Origin of the sequence: Guyparkeria sp. (assembly GCF_046540515.1) — a bacterium.
Taxonomy (GTDB): Bacteria; Pseudomonadota; Gammaproteobacteria; order Halothiobacillales; family Halothiobacillaceae; genus Guyparkeria.
This window is the reverse complement of the sequence record NZ_JBKHFB010000012.1, coordinates 1-19,698: the sequence shown is the minus strand read 5'-3', so window position 1 is coordinate 19,698 and position 19,698 is coordinate 1. Positions and strand designations below refer to the sequence as shown.

20 protein-coding genes are annotated in these 19,698 nt (G+C 66.4%); 18 read left to right on the top strand and 2 right to left on the bottom strand.

The features are described from left to right. Positions 1 to 70 precede the first annotated feature (70 nt). Together ACLFRM_RS02770 and ACLFRM_RS02765 are read right to left on the bottom strand one after the other, a co-directional pair. The gene (locus ACLFRM_RS02770; RefSeq protein ID WP_410754186.1) at positions 71 to 478 is read right to left on the bottom strand and encodes a YraN family protein; all 408 of its coding nucleotides are present in this window, start codon (positions 476 to 478) and stop codon (positions 71 to 73) included. A gap of 27 nt (positions 479 to 505) precedes the next feature. Then, positions 506 to 2,452 (bottom strand): penicillin-binding protein activator, encoded by a 1,947-nt coding sequence (locus ACLFRM_RS02765; protein ID WP_410754185.1) that lies wholly within the window; start codon positions 2,450 to 2,452, stop codon positions 506 to 508. Positions 2,453 to 2,615: 163 nt separating this feature from the next. Here ACLFRM_RS02765 and rsmI point away from each other — a divergent pair, with 163 nt between their 5' ends. The 18 genes from rsmI to ACLFRM_RS02675 all read left to right on the top strand — a co-directional run. Then, positions 2,616 to 3,515, top strand: a complete 900-nt coding sequence (gene rsmI / locus ACLFRM_RS02760; RefSeq protein WP_410754184.1) for a 16S rRNA (cytidine(1402)-2'-O)-methyltransferase — start codon at positions 2,616 to 2,618, stop codon at positions 3,513 to 3,515. A gap of 55 nt (positions 3,516 to 3,570) precedes the next feature. Beyond that, complete coding sequence (locus tag ACLFRM_RS02755) at positions 3,571 to 4,620, top strand: GGDEF domain-containing protein (protein WP_410754183.1); 1,050 nt, start codon at positions 3,571 to 3,573, stop codon at positions 4,618 to 4,620. A gap of 138 nt (positions 4,621 to 4,758) precedes the next feature. Beyond that, positions 4,759 to 5,280 (top strand): flagellar basal body-associated protein FliL, encoded by a 522-nt coding sequence (fliL, locus tag ACLFRM_RS02750; RefSeq protein WP_410754182.1) that lies wholly within the window; start codon positions 4,759 to 4,761, stop codon positions 5,278 to 5,280. A gap of 57 nt (positions 5,281 to 5,337) precedes the next feature. Continuing rightward, positions 5,338 to 6,390: a flagellar motor switch protein FliM gene (gene fliM, locus ACLFRM_RS02745; RefSeq protein WP_410754181.1), complete on the top strand. Its 1,053-nt coding sequence runs from the start codon at positions 5,338 to 5,340 to the stop codon at positions 6,388 to 6,390. Next, positions 6,383 to 6,802 carry a flagellar motor switch protein FliN gene (gene fliN, locus ACLFRM_RS02740; RefSeq protein WP_410754180.1) on the top strand — a complete coding sequence of 140 codons (420 nt, stop codon included), beginning with the start codon at positions 6,383 to 6,385 and terminating at the stop codon, positions 6,800 to 6,802. Before fliM ends, fliN begins: the two co-directional genes overlap by 8 nt. Positions 6,803 to 6,813: 11 nt before the next feature. Further along, positions 6,814 to 7,257 carry a flagellar biosynthetic protein FliO gene (gene fliO / locus ACLFRM_RS02735; RefSeq protein WP_410754179.1) on the top strand — a complete coding sequence of 148 codons (444 nt, stop codon included), beginning with the start codon at positions 6,814 to 6,816 and terminating at the stop codon, positions 7,255 to 7,257. Beyond that, positions 7,247 to 8,017: a flagellar type III secretion system pore protein FliP gene (gene fliP / locus ACLFRM_RS02730; protein WP_410754178.1), complete on the top strand. Its 771-nt coding sequence runs from the start codon at positions 7,247 to 7,249 to the stop codon at positions 8,015 to 8,017. Before fliO ends, fliP begins: the two co-directional genes overlap by 11 nt. A gap of 3 nt (positions 8,018 to 8,020) precedes the next feature. After that, positions 8,021 to 8,290 carry a flagellar biosynthesis protein FliQ gene (fliQ, locus tag ACLFRM_RS02725; RefSeq protein WP_410754177.1) on the top strand — a complete coding sequence of 90 codons (270 nt, stop codon included), beginning with the start codon at positions 8,021 to 8,023 and terminating at the stop codon, positions 8,288 to 8,290. Between the two features lie 10 nt (positions 8,291 to 8,300). Further along, positions 8,301 to 9,071: a flagellar biosynthetic protein FliR gene (gene fliR, locus ACLFRM_RS02720; protein ID WP_410754176.1), complete on the top strand. Its 771-nt coding sequence runs from the start codon at positions 8,301 to 8,303 to the stop codon at positions 9,069 to 9,071. A gap of 4 nt (positions 9,072 to 9,075) precedes the next feature. After that, positions 9,076 to 10,215, top strand: coding sequence for a flagellar biosynthesis protein FlhB (gene flhB, locus ACLFRM_RS02715; protein ID WP_410754175.1), 1,140 nt, complete (start codon positions 9,076 to 9,078; stop codon positions 10,213 to 10,215). Between the two features lie 132 nt (positions 10,216 to 10,347). Beyond that, positions 10,348 to 12,378 carry a flagellar biosynthesis protein FlhA gene (gene flhA / locus ACLFRM_RS02710; protein ID WP_410754212.1) on the top strand — a complete coding sequence of 677 codons (2,031 nt, stop codon included), beginning with the start codon at positions 10,348 to 10,350 and terminating at the stop codon, positions 12,376 to 12,378. 43 nt (positions 12,379 to 12,421) lie between these two features. Then, positions 12,422 to 13,963: a flagellar biosynthesis protein FlhF gene (gene flhF / locus ACLFRM_RS02705; RefSeq protein WP_410754174.1), complete on the top strand. Its 1,542-nt coding sequence runs from the start codon at positions 12,422 to 12,424 to the stop codon at positions 13,961 to 13,963. Next, positions 13,960 to 14,850 (top strand): MinD/ParA family protein, encoded by an 891-nt coding sequence (locus ACLFRM_RS02700; protein WP_410754173.1) that lies wholly within the window; start codon positions 13,960 to 13,962, stop codon positions 14,848 to 14,850. The genes flhF and ACLFRM_RS02700 overlap by 4 nt, the downstream gene beginning before the upstream one ends. Beyond that, complete coding sequence (locus ACLFRM_RS02695) at positions 14,847 to 15,569, top strand: RNA polymerase sigma factor FliA (protein ID WP_410754172.1); 723 nt, start codon at positions 14,847 to 14,849, stop codon at positions 15,567 to 15,569. Before ACLFRM_RS02700 ends, ACLFRM_RS02695 begins: the two co-directional genes overlap by 4 nt. 125 nt (positions 15,570 to 15,694) lie before the next feature. Next, positions 15,695 to 16,081 carry a chemotaxis response regulator CheY gene (cheY, locus tag ACLFRM_RS02690; protein WP_410754171.1) on the top strand — a complete coding sequence of 129 codons (387 nt, stop codon included), beginning with the start codon at positions 15,695 to 15,697 and terminating at the stop codon, positions 16,079 to 16,081. 9 nt (positions 16,082 to 16,090) lie between these two features. After that, positions 16,091 to 16,861 (top strand): protein phosphatase CheZ, encoded by a 771-nt coding sequence (locus ACLFRM_RS02685; protein ID WP_410754170.1) that lies wholly within the window; start codon positions 16,091 to 16,093, stop codon positions 16,859 to 16,861. 90 nt (positions 16,862 to 16,951) lie between these two features. Next, positions 16,952 to 19,045, top strand: a complete 2,094-nt coding sequence (locus tag ACLFRM_RS02680; RefSeq protein WP_410754169.1) for a chemotaxis protein CheA — start codon at positions 16,952 to 16,954, stop codon at positions 19,043 to 19,045. Between the two features lie 3 nt (positions 19,046 to 19,048). Continuing rightward, positions 19,049 to 19,698, top strand: a 650-nt coding sequence (locus tag ACLFRM_RS02675) for a response regulator (RefSeq protein WP_410754168.1), incomplete at its 3' end; no start/stop codon positions are given.

Genomic DNA, 19,698 nt, shown 5'->3' with positions numbered 1-19,698 from the left:
CGTGGAATGGGGGCTTGTTGAGGGTTCGTTGTTGTCATGGCGATGGCTTCAGGAACGCCTGGGGCTGACATCAGAAGGCATCGGGCAGCCAGTCGACGTGATTCTGTGCCCCTTGGGCGGTGACTGCCACCACGTCGAAGCGGCAGTAGAAACCCTGCCAGGCCGGTTCGGTGGCGACCAGTCGCTCGGCCGTTTCGCGTACCTTGGCACACTTGCGTGCCGAAAGGCTCTCCGCGGCCGTCACCAGGGCGCCGTCGTTGCGGGCACGCACCTCGACGAACACCAGGGTGTCGCCGTCACGCAATATCAGGTCGATCTCGCCGCGCCCGGCTCGTGCGTTGCGCCGCAGCAGTGTCAGGCCGGCTCGCTCGAGGTGCGCGAGTGCCAGTGCCTCTGCCCGCTGGCCGAATTGACGCCGCAGGCCCTGGTCATCGCGGCGCATCTCGTCGCGATGCCACCAGTCCCGTAGGGCCTCCATGCCGCGGCGTTTCATCCCGGCGACGACTCAGGGCGTCGAGGCGGGACGATCGCCATCACTCGCGCCTCCTTCCGGCGGGACGGCGTTCGGCAACTGCGAGGGGCTGGTGATCGAGCCGGGCAGCGTGGCGGCGGGTGCCGGATCGACCGGCTTCAGCAGGCCGTCGCGGAATTGTCCCCAGCGCGGCTGACGTTCGACCACGCCGGTGGCGGTGACCGACAGCTGACCGGTGAGCCCGTCGATTGCCCCGCCCTTCAGCAGGGTCTGCATGCGACCGGCCAGCGCCGCGGCGTCGGCACCGAAGGCGAACAGGCGGGGCAGCGAGCCGGCCAGCTGGGCCTGCTCGTAGGTGAGGCGCAACGGGTCTTCCGGTCCGGCCGTGCCGGCAAGCAGCATCGGGGCGATGGGAATGATCACGCCGTTCTTGTCGGCATCGCCGCGCGGGTCGCGGTTGCCGTTGTAGGCCAGGCCCAGGCCGTAGCGAGGGATGTCCTCGGCGCCGAAGTAGTCCAGCTGCGGCACCACCAGCGAGAGCTCGTCGCCGCTGGCGGCGAGGAAGATGGCATCGAGATCGTCGCGGATGATGGGCTGGAACGGGCCGTCATCCGATTTTGTCCGCACCCGCAGCAGGCCGCGCAACTCGCTGGAGAAGTCCGTCTGGCCGGAATCGAAGCGCGCGCGATCGACCACCTCGCCTCCCAGTAGCTCGAATTCGTTCGCGAAGGCCTCGCGGGTGCGTTCGCCGAGCTGTTGGTCGGCCGAGAAGATCGCCGCGCGTCGGTGCCCGTCCGTCCACATTCGCTGGGCGACCGCTGCGGCATCCTGTTCCGGGGACAGCGAAAAGCTGACCACGCCGCCGGGCAGCGTTTCACCCGACGGCGGCGTGTTCAGGGCAATGGCCAGGGGGCCGTCGGCCGGCAGGGCGGTCAGCGCGCCAAGCTGTTCCTTGAGCAGTGGGCCGATGATCACGGCGGCCTCGGCTCGTTGCGCCTGCTCGAGGGCAGCGCTGGCACCGATCCGGTCGCCGCCCGAATCGATGAACAATACCTCCCGCTTGCCAAGTGCCCCGTTGTCGCGGGCGTATTCGATACCGGCGCGTATCTCCTGGGAGATGCCGGCGTAGCGCTCGCCCTCGGGGAGCAGGACAGCTACCGGGCCCGTGTCGGCCGGTGCCCGGAGCCGGACTGTGGGTTCGCTGGCGCCGAGCATCTCGATAAATCCGCTCTCGATGGCCGGGTGGGCTCGATGGTCGTCCATCCAGCGGTCGATCCGATCAGGGCGTTCGCGGTAGGTCAGGGCCAGGTCGAGCCAGCCGGCGAACGGCTGGTTGTCGGCCTCCTCGGCGGCGCGGCGCAGTCGGTCGGTGGGCACCTCGGTGAGCCGGTTCCACAGCCGGGCGTGGTTTGCCTGCTGGTCCTCGTCGCCGAGCTGGTCGTCGAGGGCCGCGTGGTAGCGTGCCGCGGACAGCGGGTTGCCCAGCTCGCTCTCGAGCGCGCCGAGCAGGATCAGGCGACGGCGCTCGGTGTCGGCGTCCAGCGGCAGCGGGATGCGGTGAATGGTGCGGCGGGCCCGTTCGGGGTCGCCGTCGGCCCATTCGCCCAGCCCGCGGGCGATGGCGGCGCGGCGCGAGTTGATCGACTGCCAGCGCTCCCGGGTGTCGGCCTGCTGGTAGAGTTCACGGGCCAGGGCAAGCTCGTGGGCGTCGATGGCCGTCTCCAGCGCCTCGAGCTGCTGTTCGGCGCGCGCGGCCCCCGAGGTGGTCTGCGAGAGCGCCATGCGGGCACGGGCCAGGGCGGCCGGGTCCTCGGCCCTGATGGCCTGATCGACCTGCACCTGTGCCGCCTCGCGTTCGTCGTCCTGCGGCGCGGTGGTCACCTGGGCGCAGCCGCCCAGGGTCAGGCCCACGGTCAGCAGGCTGGCCAGCAGGGCACGTCGCGTGACGGGCTGGGCGAGCGGTCGTGGGCGTGTCGGCATGCGGTCCGTCTCCGGTAACGTGTCGGTCAACGTGGTCAATGGCCGGATTCGACGGGGTCGACCCGGCGGATCCCGCGTGTTTGGCCGAGGTGGGCCGCCAGGGCGGTGGTTCGTTTGCTCGAGCCAGAGGGGTTAATCAGAAATCGTGAACGAGTATAACCAAATGTCCAGTTCGAATGCGGGGTCGCGGCCAGTGGAGGCGGGTGGCAGCCGCTGGGTCGACCCCGGCCATCTCTACGTGGTCGCCACGCCGATCGGCAATCTTGCCGACATTAGCGCACGCGCACAGTCCGTGCTCGAGGGGGTGGATTTCATCGCCTGCGAGGACACCCGGCATGCCCGCGTCCTGCTCGATCACCTCGGGGTGCGCAAGGAGTGCGTGGCCCTGCACGAACACAACGAGCGCGGCGCGAGCGAGGCCATCGCGCGGCGGTTGGCCGCCGGCCAGTCCGCGGCCCTGATCAGTGACGCGGGCACCCCGGCGATCAGCGATCCGGGCGAGGTGCTGGTTCGCGTGCTGGTCGACGGCGGGGTGCCGGTGGTCCCGGTACCCGGGGCCTCGGCCGTGATCGCGGCCCTGTCGGCCTCGGGCCTGCCAGCACGTCCGTTCTGGTTCGAAGGCTTTCTGCCGGCGCAGGACAAGGCCCGCCGGGACCGGCTCGATCGGCTGGCCGGCGTCGAGGCGACCCTCGCCTTCTACGAGGCCCCTCACCGGATCGTCAAGTGCGTGGCCGTTGCGGCCGACCGGCTGGGGGGTGATCGGCGAGCGGTACTCGCTCGCGAGCTGACCAAGCGGTTCGAGCAGGTCGTTCACGGAACGCTCATGGAACTGGCGGGCCGATTGACCGAGGGGACGATTCCGGCCCGGGGCGAGTTCGTGTTCCTGGTGGCCCCGGCGGGTGGCTCGGCGGAGCCACCGGCGGCCGAGGCCGAGGCACTGATCGCGGCGATGATCGACGAAGGTGTGGCGCCCAAGACCATCGCCCGGGTGGTCTCGCGCACAACCTCGCTGTCCCGCAACGCCATCTACGCCGAGGTGCTGGCGCGTCGCAAGGAGCCGTAGGCGTCCATCGCCGGGCCGCCAGGATGTTCGGCCGGTGTATCCATGATTGGCACGCATGCTGCATTACCCCGTGGGCATCGACGCGGTGGATGGTTTTCCTGCCACCGCGACGGCCCAGAACAAAGGCTGCACCGACGGCCGACAACAAGGGGTTATACGCATGGCCTACTACCTCACCAGCGATGAATCACTGTTTGGGCAGGCGCCCTCCGGCTTGATGCCGCCGACGGGTGGCCGGACGGCGATTGTTCGGCCCGGCACGATCGCCCAGCCGGCCGCGCGCGGGCAGGCCCTGCTCGCCTCCCTGCTGAGGTGTATGAATGTGGCGGCCGCGCTCGACACGATCCGCACGCATGTCGAAGCATTCCTGACGGTAACGTCAATTTCCTGGCAGGTGGATGACGAGCGGTATTGCTGCACGGTCTGTCAGCCTTCCGAGCACACCATCCCGGTTGCCTTGACGCTCGACGATCGGCCATTTGGCCGGTTGCGGCTGCACAGCCGCCGCCCGGTGAGCGAGGGTGAACTGGCCGAGCTGCGCGAGATGCTGGCCGTAGTGGCCTACCCGTTGCGCAACCTGCGCATGCTCGAACACGCGCTCATTGCGGCCGAGCACGACGCGCTCACGGGCCTGAAGAATCGTCGTGCCTTCGACCTGGAGCTCAAGGCGGTGCACGCACGGGTGGATCGCTATGGCGGTGTCGCGAGTCTCCTGATCCTGGACATGACCCGGTTCAAGGCGATCAACGACACCTACGGTCACGACGTGGGCGACCGGGCGCTGGCACGGGTTGCCGAGGGTCTGGATCGCTGTCTGCGCGAGACCGACAGTGCCTATCGCCTTGGTGGTGACGAGTTCGTCGTGATCCTGCCGGAAACCCCCTATCGGGGTGCTCGACGTCTCGGTACGCGTCTACTCGAATGGTTTGGCCATCATCCGCTTCGCGAGCCGGGTGGGGAGCAGGTAACACTGCGGGCCCGGATAGGCATGGCGCAGTTCCGTGAGGGCGAGTCGGCCGAGGAGTGGTTCCGGCGTGCCGACCAGGCCCTGTATGGCAATGCCGGGATGGCCGGGGACGGTTGCCGCCTGGGGCGGCTTGCCTGAGTCCGGTGCCGGCAGCCGGTTCGGGTGAGGAGTGGCAAATAGGCGCCAAACGCGTGAGAATCGCGAACGTTCGACGAGGCGTTGGTTATCAAGAGACCCCGTGATCGGGGTGAATTCCAAGAACAAGAGGTAAGGAAAATGGCCGAAGGCGACGAGGCAGCCGCAGAAAAGAAGGGCGGCAACAAGCTGATCGTGATCCTGCTCGCGGTGTTGATCGTCGTGATCCTGGCGATCGGAGCGGTGGTCACGGCGTTGCTGCTCACCGGTGGCGATGACAAGCCGCCCGGTGAGGGGGAGGAGGCCACCGAGCAGAGCGAGGAGGTCGAGAAGCCCGAGGGGCCGCCGATCAACGTCTCGCTGGGTGATCCGATCACGGTGAACCTGAGCAAGCAGAACGACGCGAACGTGCTGCAGGTGCAGCTTGAGCTGGTCACCCGTGAGCCGAAGGTCGAGGAACTGGTCAAGACGCAACGTTCGCGAATCGTGAATGACGTCATGCTGGTACTCAGCGACGTCGACTCGGCCGAACTGCGTACCCGGGCGGGCAAGGAGGCGTTGCAGCAATCGTTGACCGAGGAGATCAACAGGATCCTTTCGGATGGCAGCGAGCTCGACCAGCCGGTCGAGAACGTCTACTTCACCAAGCTCCTGATGCAGTGATGCCGCGGGTGGAACACCCGGGGTCGGGGTCAGGGGGCCAAATGGCGCGAGGCGCTTATGTCTGAAGCCGACATCCTCTCCCAGGACGAGATCGACGCGCTGCTCAACGGCGTCGACGAGGGTGACGTCGAGACCGAGCAGGGGGTCGGGGATCCGACCCAGGCCAGGGCCTACGATCTCACCACCCAGGAGCGCATCGTCCGTGGTCGGTTGCCGACGCTCGAGATGCTCAACGAGCGCTTTGCGCGCAGCCTGCGTATCCGGCTGGTGTCCATGCTGCGTCGTTCGGTCGAGATCTCGATCGAGGGCGTGGAGATGACCAAGTTCTCGGAGTACATCCACACGCTGTTCGTGCCCACCTCGATGACGCTGATGCACGTGCGTCCGCTCAAGGGGCTGGGGATGTTCATGATGGAGTCGCGGCTGGTGTTCTCGCTGGTCGACAACTTCTTCGGCGGCTTCGGCATGCACGCCAAGATCGAGGGACGTGACTTCACGCCCACCGAGTTGCGGGTCATCCGACGTGTGCTCGAGCAGGCGACCGAGGAGATGCAGAACGCCTGGGCGGGCATCTACCCGATCATGTTCGAGACCGTCAGTCACGAGATGAATCCGCAGCTGGCGAACATCGTCTCGGCGACCGAGGTGGTGGTGGTCTCGAGCTTCCGCATCGAGGTCGAGGGCGGATCGGGAAAGTTCGACTTCGTCGTGCCCTACTCGATGATCGAGCCGATCCGCGATCTGCTCGACGGCGGCATGCAGGGTGACCGGCTGGAGGTCGACGAGCGCTGGACCAAGGCGTTGAAGCGCGAGCTGGGGTTTGCCGAGATCGAGCTGACCGCCCACCTGGCCGATGTGCGCATGTCGCTCAAGGATGTGGCCCACATGGAAGTGGGGCAGGTGATCCCCTTCGAGATGCCGGAATACGCGACGCTCGTCAGCGACGGGCTGCCCCTGTACCGCGGCAAGATGGGCGTGTTCAAGGGGAACAAGGCGATACGCGTCGAGGAGCCGGTGCCCGAACGGCTCGAGCGGGCGGCGCACCCCAACGAGATCCTGCGGGCGCAGATCCCCGGGTTGAACCAATCAGGAGACAAAGACGATGGCTGAAGAAACCGACAAGTCAACCGAGGACGACTGGGCGGCGGCCATGGCCGAACAGGCACACTCCGAGGGCGGTGCCGACAAGGGTGGCGGGCAGGCCGAGCCGGTCGGCATGGAACAGTTTTCCGACGGTGCCCATCCCGATGATGACGAGAACCCGGTCAATTTCGACGTCATCATGGACGTGCCGGTCAATATCTCCATGGAGATCGGCCGGACCGCGATCAACATCCGCAACCTGCTCCAGCTGAACCAGGGCTCGATCGTCGAGCTCGACCGGCTGGCCGGCGAGCCGCTCGACGTGCTGGTCAACGGCACGCTGATTGCCCGCGGCGAGGTGGTGGTGATCAACGAGAAGTTCGGCATCCGCCTGACCGACGTGATCAGCCCGGCCGAACGCCTGCGCAAGCTGCGGTGATTGCGTTGATCATGCGAGTCATTCCGTTTCTTTTCCTGTTCCTGCTGGCCGGCCCGGCCCGGGCGGCCGAGGCCATCGATCCGCTCGCGCCGAGCTATCTGGTCAAGCTGGTCATCAGTCTGATCCTGGTGCTGGTGCTGATGTTCGCCCTGGTCTGGGTGGTCAAGCGCGTCGGCCGTCTGGATGCCCGCGCCGGCAACTACCCGATGCAGGTGCTCACGCAGATGTCGATCGGCCCGCGCGAGCGCATCCTGCTGGTGGCCGTGGGCGACCGGCAGATGCTGGTCGGGGTCAGCCAGGGGGCGATCGAGTCGCTCGGCTGGGTCGACCCGCCCCTCGAGCCCCGCCGCCGGGACGGCGAGAATCCCAGCTTCGGCGAGGCCTTCCAGGCGCAGTTGGCGGCCCGTTTCGGGCGTCGCGGCCAGGGGAGCAAGGGAGGCTCCGATGAAGGCTAACCTCTCCAAGCGGTTGATGTCGGCATTGCTGCTGGGGTTTGGTCTTCTTGCGACCAGTCTGCCGGTGTTCGCGGAGCCGGGCCTGCCTGCCGTGACACTCACCGAAGGCGAGGACGGGGGGACCGAGTACAGCCTGACGCTGCAGATCCTCGCCTTGATGACGGTGCTCACGCTGCTGCCGTCGTTGCTGCTGATGATGACCTCGTTCACGCGGATCATCATCGTGCTGGCACTGCTGCGTCAGGCATTGGGTACGGTCCAGACACCCTCCAACCAGATCCTGCTCGGCCTGGCGCTGTTCCTGACGTTGTTCATCATGGCGCCGGTGTTCCAGGCCGCCTACGACGAGGGGGTCGGCCCGTACATGGCCGAGGAGATCGACGCGATGGAGGCGATCGATCGCGCCGCACAGCCGCTGCGCACCTTCATGCTCAACCAGACGCGCGAGAGCGACATCGCCCTCTACCAGGAGATCGGCGACTATCCCGACTTCGAAACGCCCGAGGACGTGCCGCTGACCGTGCTGATGGCCGCCTTCGTCACCTCGGAGCTCAAGACGGCGTTTCAGATCGGTTTCCTGATCTTCATTCCGTTTCTCATCATCGACCTGGTCGTCGCCTCGGTGCTGATGTCGATGGGCATGATGATGCTCTCGCCGATGATCGTGTCCTTGCCGTTCAAGATCATGCTGTTCGTGCTGGTCGACGGCTGGGCGCTGTTGATGGGCACGCTCGCGTCCAGTTTCTACATGGGGGGGTAGGCCATGAGCCCTGATACCGTCATCGATCTTACCCGCCAGGCCCTGATGGTCATCCTGTATCTCTCGATGCCGATTCTGCTGACGGCGCTGGCCGTGGGTCTCTTGATCGGCATGTTCCAGGCGGCGACCCAGATCAACGAGATGACCCTGAGCTTCATCCCCAAGATGATCGCGGTGGTGGTCGCCATCCTGCTGGCCGCGCCCTGGATGTTGCAGGTGATCGTCGATTTCACCGAGCGGCTGTTCAACAACATCCCCTCGCTGATCGCCTGAGGCAGGCCTCTTGGAACTGGCGATCGAGCAGATCCTCGGCTGGACCGCCACTTACCTGTGGGTGCTGATCCGGGTCGGGGCGATGCTCATGGTCGCGCCGATCTTCGGTTCGCAGTCCCTGCCGGCACGCATCCGGTTGCTGATCGCGCTGGCCGTTTCGCTGGTGATCACGCCGATGGTGCCCGAGATTCCGCCGATCGATCCGCTATCGATCGAGGGTGTCACCATGATCGTCCAGCAGTTGCTGATCGGCATAGCGATGGGGTTCATCCTCAACATGGTGATAGCGGCGTTCGTGATTGCCGGCGAGTCGATCGCCATGAGCATGGGCCTGGGCTTCGCCCAGACGGTCGATCCGCAGAATGGCGTGAACGTGCCACTGATCTCGCAGTTTCTGACCATCGTGGTCACCCTGCTGATGGTCGCCCTCAACGTTCCGGCGATGATCGTCAAGATGCTGGCGGATTCGTTCACCATCCTGCCGGTATCGCCGGTGGGGCTGACTGCCGAGGACTTTCGCGCGATCGCCTGGTTCGGCCAGCAGATGTACATCAACGCGGTGCTCGTCGCGCTGCCGGTGGTGACCACCCTGTTGATGGTTAACCTCGCCATGGGCGTGATCACGCGCGCCGCTCCCCAGATGAACATCTTCTCGGTGGGTTTCCCTGCCACCCTGCTGATCGGCTTCTTCCTGCTGTTCCTTGCCGCTCCCCTCTGGTTCCCTAACGTGGAACAGTTCGTGCATCAGGCGTTCGTGCTGATGTCCGAAATCCTGAGGTGAGTTGGTGGCGGAGAACGAGAACGGCCAGGAGAAAACCGAAGAGCCCACCGCGAAACGGTTGCGTGAGGCCCGCGAGAAGGGTCAGGTCGCCCGGTCTCGGGAGCTCAACTCCTTTGTGCTGACGGTCGGGTCGGCTGCCGTGTTTCTGGTGTTCGGTGGCCAGATGATGCTGGGGCTGGCCGAGGTCGTGCGTGACTCGTTCATCATCGAGCGCGCTGACGTCTTCGACCAGGCAGCGATGTTCTCGCGGCTGGCGAACGCCTTTGCCGACGGCTTTCTCGCCTTCGTGCCGATCTTCTTTGCCACGATCGTGCTGGCGATCGCCGCGACCATGGCGGTTGGCGGCTGGAACTTCTCCGCTCAGGCCATGGCACCGAAGCTTTCCAAGATGAACCCCATCTCCGGGCTCAAGCGCATCTTCGGTGTCCAGGCGCTGATGGAGCTGGGCAAGACCTTCGCCAAGTTCACGTTGATCGCCGCGATTGGGGTGGCGGTGTTTTTCGCCTTCGAACCCGAGTTCCTGAGCCTCGGCCTGCAGCCGTTCGATGCGGCCCTGGTGCACGCCGGATGGCTGATCGGCTGGGGGTTTCTCGCCGTTTCGCTCGGGCTGCTGCTGGTGGCGCTGGTCGACGTGCCGTTCCAGATCTGGAACCACAACAAGCAGCAGCGCATGACCCTCCAGGAAGTAAAGGACGAGCACAAGGACGTCGAGGGGCGGCCGGAGGTCAAGCAGCGCATCCGGCAGACGCAGATGCAGATGTCACGGCGGCGGATGATGGAGGCGGTGCCCGAGGCCGACGTGGTGGTCACCAACCCGACTCACTATGCCGTGGCGCTCAAGTATGACGCCGAGGGTGTGGGCGCTCCCATCGTGGTGGCCAAGGGTGTCGACGAGATGGCACTCAATCTGCGCAAGATCGCCGCGGCTCACGGTGTCGAGATCTTCGAGGCCCCGCCGTTGGCACGGGCCTTGTATACGCACGTCGAGATCGACGAGGTGATCCCCGCCGCGCTGTACACCGCGGTGGCCCAGGTGCTGGCCTACGTCTACCAGCTCAAGGAGGCCGCTCGCGGTGCCGGCCAGACGCCGGGACGACCGGAGCCCGAGGTGCCCGAAGGCTTCGACGTGCCGCCCGCCGAGTGACCGTGACCAACTGATGCCAACGCAAGCAGAGAAGAACGCGCCCGAATGAAACCCAGCCTGAACAATTTCAGTTTCGCTCGCCTCGGCGACACCCTGCGTCAGTACCGGGGGCAGGGCATCGGGCCACCGGTGATGATCATCATGCTGTTGGCGATGGTGATCGTGCCGTTGCCGCCACTGGGTCTTGACGCCCTGTTCACCTTCAACATCACCCTGTCGCTGATCATCCTGATGGTGGTGCTCTACGTGGGCAAGCCGCTGGATTTCGCGATATTCCCGACCGTCATCCTGATCGCGACCCTGCTGCGACTGGCCCTCAACGTCGCGTCGACCCGCGTGGTGCTGCTCAATGGCCACGAGGGCCCGGGGGCGGCCGGCAACGTGATCGAGGCCTTCGGCAACTTCGTCATCGGCGGCAACTACGCCGTCGGCCTGGTGGTGTTCATCATCCTGATGGTGATCAACTTCGTGGTCATCACCAAGGGTGCCGGCCGCGTCTCCGAGGTCTCCGCACGCTTCACGCTCGACTCGTTGCCCGGCAAGCAGATGGCGATCGACGCCGATCTCAACGCCGGCATCATCAACCAGGAGCAGGCGCGCGCGCGTCGCGAGGAGATCGCCTCGGAGGCCGACTTCTACGGCTCGATGGACGGTGCCTCGAAGTTCGTTCGCGGCGATGCCATCGCCGGCATCCTGATCGTGTTCATCAACGTGATCGGCGGGTTGCTGATCGGTGTCGCCCAGCACGGCATGCCGTTCGGCAACGCCGCCGAGACCTACGTCCTGCTGACCATCGGCGACGGCCTGGTCGCCACCATTCCCTCGCTGCTGATCTCGACGGCCACCGCGATCATCGTCACCCGGGTGACCGCCTCGACCGACGACATGGGCTCGCAGGTCCAAAAGCAGATGTTCTCCGACCCGCGGGTGCTTGGCGTGGCCGCCGGCCTGATGGCTGGTCTCGGCCTGGTGCCGGGCATGCCGAACGTGGCCTTCCTCGGCCTGGCGGCCCTGGCCGGTGGCGGCGCCTGGCTGGTGTCGCGTCGCCAGGCCGCCGAGGCGGCCGAGAAGGCTGCCGCCGAGGCCACGCCGGCGGAGACCAAGCCCGAGGTCAAGGAACTGACCTGGGACGACGTGCCCCCGGTGGACCTGATCGGCCTGGAAGTGGGCTACGGCCTGATCCCGCTGGTCGATCGCAACCAGGGTGGCCAGCTGATGCCGCGGATCAAGGGCGTGCGCAAGAAGCTCTCGCAGGATCTGGGCTTCCTGATCTCCACGGTCCACATCCGCGACAACCTCGATCTCAAGCCCAACGAGTACCGCATCAGCCTCAACGGGGTACCGATCGGCACCGCCGAGATATTTCCCGACCGCGACATGGCGATCAATCCGGGCCAGGTCTCCGGCGACATCAAGGGCATCCAGACCACCGATCCGGCCTTCGGGCTGAAGGCCTACTGGATCGATCGCGGTCAGAAGGAAGAGGCCCAGGCACTCGGGTATACGGTGGTCGATCCGGCCACGGTGGTCGCCACCCATCTCTCGCAGATCCTGGGCGACAACGCCGCCGACCTGTTCGGCTACGAACAGGCTCAGCAGCTGCTCGACACGCTCAAGCAGAGCAGCCCGAAGCTGGTCGAGGACCTGGTGCCCAAGACCCTGCCGATGACCACCATCGTCGAGGTGCTCGGTCAGCTGCTGGCCGAGCGCATCCCGATCCGCGACATCCGCACGATTGCCGAAACCTTGACGATCCAGGGGCAACGTACCCAGGACGTCGGGGAATTGACGGAGAGCGTGCGCATGGCGCTCGGCCGGATGATCGTCCAGCACATCAACGGCTTGGCGCCGACCGTGCCGGTCATCACCCTGGATCCACAGTTGGAACAGCTCTTGCTTAACAGTACCCAGCGCGGGAATCAGGCCCCCGGAATCGAGCCCGGCCTGGCCGAGCGACTGCACAAGTCGCTCAAGGACGCGGCCGAGCGTCAGGAGCAGAGCGGCAAGCCCGCCATCCTCCTGGTCGCACCGCAGATTCGCAGCTGGCTCTCGCGCATGGTCCGGCACTCGATCCCGACGCTCAGCGTGCTGAGCTATCACGAGATACCGGACAACAAGGAAATACGCGTGGTGGCGAGCGTCGGCAACCAGAACGAGGGCTGACGACTCGACCCCGTAACCCAACCGTCAAGGGTCTGGTGGACACATGAAAATCAAGCGAATCATCGCCAGTGACATGCGCGAGGCCATGCGCCAGGTACGGCGCGTGTTCGGTGACGAGGCCGTCATCCTCTCCAACAAGCCGGTCTCCGGCGGGGTGGAGGTGATCGCCGCGATGGATTTCGACGAGAAGGCGATCCAGCTGGCGGCCGCCCAGCAGTCGGCCAGCCGGATTGCCGGTGCCTCGGAGCGGCCCGTGGCCAGTGAGGCAAGGCGGGCCGACCACTCGGCGCCTCAGACGCGCGACGAGTCCGCGCGTGCGGCCTCGTCCGAGACCGAGATGACCCAGGGCGATGACGCCGCACCCAAGACCACCGCCGAGATGCTCGCCGAGCGCAGCCGACGGGCGGAAGCGGAGGCAGGCCAGACTGCCGAGGCGACTGCATCCGATGAGAACTCCGCCGCCGGGTCCGACGAGGACCGTGCGGCCTTCTCCGAGGCGCTGGCCGCCTGGAGCGAGCAGCTGGCCGGCCCGGCGACCGAGCCGGCCGCGAAAGTGGCCACCGATGAGCCGGTCGCCCGCTCGCCCAGCCGGACGCCGTCGCACTGGGATTGGCTGGTCGAGGACCAGGGCGCGGCCGAGGGGCGGCTGTCGACCCTGACCGAGGAGGTCGCCCAGCTGCGTGACCTGTTCGAGCGGCAGCTGTCGGTGATGGAGTGGCATCGTTTCAGTCAGGCGCATCCGGCCGAGATATCCACCGTGCAACGCCTCCAGGATATCGGTCTGCCGACGGGGCTGGCGCGCGAACTCGGTCGGGCCGCGGCCCAGGCGGCGCCGGATCGAGCCTTCGTCGAGGCGCTCAGGATGCTGGGCGAGCAACTCGAGCATCGCGCCGAGGACCCGGTCGAGGCTGGTGGGACGTATGCCTTCGTCGGCCCGACCGGGGTGGGCAAGACCACTACGCTTGCCAAGCTGGCCGCCCGCGCGGTCCTGCACCGGGGGCGCGACTCGGTCGCGCTGATAAGTACCGACCGCTTCCGTATCGGCGCCCAGGAGCAGTTGCGCAACTACGCCCGTATCCTTAATGTGCCGCTGCATATCGCCCGTGACGAGACGCACCTGGCCCAGTTGCTCGAGGCCGTGGCGGATCGGCACCTGGTGCTGATCGACACCTCCGGGATGTCGCAGCGCGACTTCCGCATGATGCAGAAGCTCGAGGCCCTGATGGGCGCGGGCGAGGCGGTCAAGCTCCTGCTGGTGCTGTCGGCCAACGCGCAGTACCCGGCGCTCGAGGACGTCAAGAAGCGCTTCGCCGGCCTGCCGCTGCATGGCACCGTGCTCACCAAGCTCGACGAGACCGTCCTGCTCGGGGGCGGGCTGGCCGCTCTGGTCCGCCCGCTGGCCGGAGTCGACGGCGAGCCGCGGCGTCTGCCGCTGGTCTGCGCTGGCGTGGGCCAGCGGGTGCCGGAGGATCTCTGGTTCCCCAAGGCGGCTGACCTCATCAAGCAGGCCCTGGAAATGGGGCAGTCACAACTCGAACACACCGACCGGGACGATCCGCTGTGGATGCTCAATCAAGCCGGATGACAACCCAGCCCGTCAATGGCCATGACCAGGCCGACGGGGTGCGCCACGCCAACGCCAATCGCCCGGTACGGGTGATCGCCGTGACCAGCGGCAAGGGCGGCGTGGGCAAGACCAACGTCTCGGTCAATCTCTCCGTGGCTCTCGCCCGCAGCGGCGACCGGGTCGTGCTGATGGACGCCGATCTCGGGCTTGGCAACGTCGACGTGCTGCTTGGTCTACAGTCCCGGGGCAATCTGTCCCACGTGCTCGCCGGGCAGGCGACCCTCGACGAGATCATGCTCGAAGGCCCGGAGGGTATCGGCATCCTGCCGGCGGCCAGCGGGGTGGCCAGCATGGCCGCACTGACTCCCGCCGAGAACGCCGGCCTGATTTCGGCCTTTTCCGGCATGCGCTGGCCGGTCGACACCCTGGTGGTCGATTCGGCCGCGGGCATCGCCGACTCGGTGGTGCGCTTCGCCGAGGCGGCCAGCGAGGTGATCGTCGTGGTCTGTGACGAACCGGCCTCGATCACCGATGCCTACGCGGTGATCAAGGTACTCTCGCGTGAGCACGGCGTGACGCGGTTCCACGTGGTGGCGAACATGGTCCGCGACGCGGCCGAGGGCCGGCGCCTGTTCGAGAAGCTGTCGGTGGCCGCCAAGCGCTTTCTCGACGTGACCCTGACCCACATGGGCTCGGTGCCGTTCGATGACTATCTGCGTCGGGCGGTGCAGCGTCAGAAGACCGTCGTGCAACTCTACGGGGGGGCCAAGTCGACCCGGGCGTTCACGGCGATGGCCGACAAGGTCAATCAGTGGCCGGTGCCGCGCGGACCACAGGGACAGTTGCAGTTTTTCGTCGAGCGACTGGTGAACAACGCCGAGCTGGATCCCGAGAACCTGCTATGAATGCACGTGCCATGTATCAGAACGTTCAGGCCGGATCGACCGAAGCACTGGTCGCCAAGCATGCCGATCTCGTCAAGCGGGTCGCCTTCCATCTGCTCGGTCGGCTGCCATCGCACGTGCAGGCCGAGGACCTGATCCAGGCGGGCATGGTCGGGCTGCTGGATGCCGCGCGACTGTTCGACGGGGACAAGGGCGCGTCGTTCGAGACCTACGCGGGCCTGCGCATACGCGGGGCGATGCTCGACGAGGTGCGTCGCAACGACTGGGCGCCGCGTTCGGTCTATCGTCGCCAGCGGGAGATCGCCCAGACGGTGGCCGAGATCGAGGCCGAGACCGGTCGCGAGGCGCGCGATGCCGAAGTCTGCGAGCGCATGGGTATCACCCTCGACGACTACCACGCCGCGCTTACCGACTCCTCTTCGGTACACGTGGGCTCGCTCGACCACGGCGGCGAGTCGGAGAACGAGACCTTCGACATCGCCGATCCCAACAGCCCGCAGCCCGACGAGGCGCTGGCCGAGGATCACTTCCAGCGCGATCTGGCCGACTGCATCGACGAGCTGCCCGAACGGGAAAGACTGGTGATGTCCCTGTACTATGTCGAGGAACTCAACCAGAAGGAGATCGGGGCGGTGCTCGGCGTCAGCGAGTCGCGCGTCTGCCAGATCCATAACAAGGCGATCATGCGGTTGAAAACCGCCATGAATGCCTGGAACTAGCCGGCCCATGCCAAGCCCGTTTGTCGACGGGCTCAATTTTGACCGGTCGGCGCCGATAGATCCTCTATAACCCATCTCGAACAAGGCAACCTGCCTGGTACTGACAAACGATCCCAGGGGCGAAAATGGACCGAAACATGAAGATCCTCGTGGTGGACGATTTCTCCACGATGCGCCGGATCATCAAGAACCTCCTCAAGGAGCTTGGCTTCACGAACATCGAGGAGGCCGATGATGGCCAGACGGCACTGCCGCTGCTCAAGCAGGGCAATTTCGATTTCCTAGTCACCGACTGGAACATGCCGGGCATGACCGGCATCGATCTGTTGCGCGCGGTCCGTGCCGACCCGAATCTTGCCAGTCTGCCGGTGCTGATGGTGACGGCCGAGGCCAAGCGCGAGCAGATCGTGCTCGCCGCCCAGGAAGGCGTGAACGGCTACATCGTCAAGCCCTTCAATGGGGCCACGCTCAAGGAGAAGATCGACAAGATCTTCGAACGCGTCGAATCGTAGGGGCGTGGGATGACACGAGCAGACGAGCAGGATTTCCAGCCGGTGGTCGGCCGCGAGAAGCGGCTGGCCGATGCCCGGGCACTGGTCGCGGCGATCGAGAGCGAGGACTCGGCGGGCGAGGCGCAGCTGATCGGTGAGCTGACCGCCGCCTACTCCGGCAACATCTTCGACGAGGTCGGCCGGATGACCCGCGAGGTGCACGACACCTTGAAGAGTTTTGCCGAGGACGAACGTCTGGGGGCGCTGGCCGAGGACGAGATGCCGGACGCGCGCGACCGCCTGCGCTACGTCATCACGCTGACCGAACAGGCCGCCACCCGCACCCTGACCATCACCGAGGAAGCCACCCCCACGGCCGAGCAGATCGTCGAGCGCTCGCAGCGCCTCAAGGACGAACTGGCTAAAGTCGCCGCCAGCGAGGCCGATAACGCTCGCCTGGGTGGCGTGGTCGAGTCGATGACCCGTTACCTCGACTCGACCACCCGCTGTGGGGAACGGCTCAAGGGCCAGTTCACCGAGATCATGATGGCCCAGGAGTTTCAGGATCTGTCCGGTCAGCTCCTGCTGCGGGTGATCGACCTGCTCGAACAACTCGAGGAAAAGCTGGTCGGCCTGTTGCAGATCACCGCCCCGGTGCGCGGCGCCAAGGGGCGGGACGGCAAGTCCGCCCCTGCCGAGCAGGCCGATGACGGCGTTGGGCCGCAACTGCCCAATGCCGGGGACAACGTGGTCAAGAATCAGGACGACGTCGACGATCTGCTCGCCAGCCTGGGATTCTGATCCCGGCGGTCGAGTGAGATGCCCGCTGTTGAAGGCGGGCAGGAATGTGTCGGCCCATCGTGGGTGACACCGAGCGAATGAGAGGCAAGCATGGCATTCGAACCCGACAACGAGCTGTTGCAGGACTTCCTGATTGAGGCCGGTGAGCTGCTCAACGGGCTGGACCAACAGCTGATCGAGCTGGAGCAGTCGCCCGATGACGCCGACCGGCTCAACTCGGTGTTCCGCGCCTTCCATACCATCAAGGGTGGCGCCGGCTTCCTCGAGGTTCATCCGCTGGTGGAGGTCTGCCACCGCGCCGAGGACATCTTCAACCTGCTGCGCAACCACGAGATCACCATGAACGGCCGCATCATGGACGTGATGCTGCAGGTGATCGACGTGCTCAACGGCATGTTCGACTCGTTGCGCGCCGGCGAATACCCGGAGGACGTCTCCAAGGCGTTCCTCAAGGAGATCGAGGGGCTGGCGCACCAGGATGCTGCCCCGGCCGCGCCGACCAGGACAGCCCCCGAGGCCCCGCCCGCCGAACCAGTGCAGGTGGCTGATTCCGTTGCCGAAGAGGACGACGCCTTCGATCGCATGCTGGCCGACCTGGACGCCGCGGAATCCGACGCCTCGCCGGCGGCAAGCGACGCGGCCGACGCCGATCTGATCAGCGACGAGGAGTTCGAGAGCCTGCTCGACGAATTGCACGGCAAGGGCAAGTTCCAGGCCCCGACGCCCGAGACGGCCGCCACCGGGGCCAGGAAGGAGAGCGCCGCCGCGGATTCCGACGAGATCACCGACGAGGAATTCGAGGCGGTACTCGACGAGCTCTACGGCAAGGGCAAGGCGCCGACGGCCGCTGCTCCCAAGGCGGCAAAGCCGGTCGAGACCACGGCCCCGGCCCCGGAAAAGCCCGCCGCGCCGAGCCCGGCGGCCGGCAAGGCCGCCGAGCCCGCCAAGGCGGAGACCAAGCCCAAGGCGGACACGCACAAGGCACCGGTGGAAACCACGGTCCGCGTCGACACCGAGCGGCTCGACAGCATTATGAACCTGGTGGGCGAGCTGGTACTGGTGCGCAACCGCATGAACACGCTCAAGTCGACCTTCGAGAACGAGGAGATCGCCTCGGTGATCGCCACGCTCGACATGGTCACTTCCGATCTGCAGGGTGCGGTGATGAAGACCCGCATGCAGCCGGTCAAGAAGGTCTTCGGCCGCTTCCCGCGCGTGGTGCGGGATACCGCACGCACGCTTGGCAAGGAGGTCAACCTCGAGCTCGAGGGCGAGGACACCGATCTCGACAAGAACCTGGTCGAGGCGCTGGCCGACCCGCTGATCCACCTGGTGCGCAACGCCGTCGACCACGGCATCGAGATGCCGGACGATCGCGAGGCCAAGGGCAAGGATCGCGCCGGCACCGTGCTGCTGTCGGCCGCTCAGGAGGGCGACCACATCCGCCTGTCGATTCAGGACGACGGGGCCGGCATGGACGCCGAGGTGCTGCGCCGCAAGGGTGTGGAAAAGGGGGTGGTCGATCCCGATACCGCCGAGCGCCTCAGCGACCAGGAATGCTTCGAGCTGATCCTGCACCCGGGCTTTTCCACCAAGGATCAGATCTCGGACATCTCCGGCCGAGGTGTGGGCATGGACGTGGTCAAGACCGCGATCACCAAGCTCTCGGGCACCATCAGCATCGACTCGGAGCCGGGCGAAGGCACCCAGATCAACATCAAGGTGCCGCTGACGTTGGCCATCCTGCCGACCCTGATGGTGATCGTCAGCGGGCGCAAATACGCCATCCCGCTGTCGGTGGTCAACGAGATCTTCGAGATGGCCGACAAGGAAGTGAACGTGGTCGACGGCCAGTCGACCATCACGGTACGCGACCGCGCCGTGCCGCTGTTCCGCATGACCGATTGGCTCGCCCTGCGCGGGGAGTCGCCGGGCACGCGCTGCGAGACCGACCAGGTGGTCATGGTCCAGCACGGTGCGCAACTCATGGCCCTGGTGGTCGACTCGGTGATCGGCCAGGAAGAGGTGGTGATCAAGCCCCTCGGCGAGCTGTTGCGCGTGGTCGAGGGCTTCGCCGGGGCGACGATCACCGGCGACGGACACATCGCCCTGATCCTCGACCTGCCGGGCATGGTGCGTCGCAATACCGGCCGCGGCCGGCAACGTCTGCGTTCGGTGGCCTGACCGATGCCGATCCGCCTGCTTATCGTCGACGACTCGCTGTTCTTTCGCCGCGCGCTGCGGGAGGTCTTCTCCAGCGACCCGCGGCTCGAGGTGGTGGGCGAGGCATCCAACGGGCGCCAGGCCGTGCTCAAGGCCTGCGAACTCAAGCCCGACATCATCACCATGGACGTCGAGATGCCGATCATGGACGGCATCTCGGCGGTGCGGCGAATCACCGATCGCTGTCCGACCCCGATCCTGATGCTCTCGGCCCTGACCAAGGCCGGCGCCGAGGCCACCCTTGATGCGCTGGATGCCGGCGCGGTCGACTTCTTTCCCAAGAACGGCGACGACCCCGAGGATACGCTGGCCCGTTCGGGGCGGCGTCTGTGCTCGCGGGTGCGGATGCTGGCGTTGCGCTCCCAGCGCGAATCGGTTTCGGCCGGCAACGGGTCGCGCCCGGAGATGCCGCCGGTGGCGGAGCCCCGTCAACGTGCGGGGCGCAGTGCCCCAAGCGCGTTTCTCAGCCGCCAGGGGCTGGTGGTGATCGGCGCGTCTACCGGTGGCCCGGCCGCCGTGCCCGCTGTTCTCGGCAAGCTGCCGTCCGACTTCTCCGTGCCGATCGTCATCGCCCAGCACATGCCGGGCGCCTTCACCGGCCCGTTCGCCCAGCG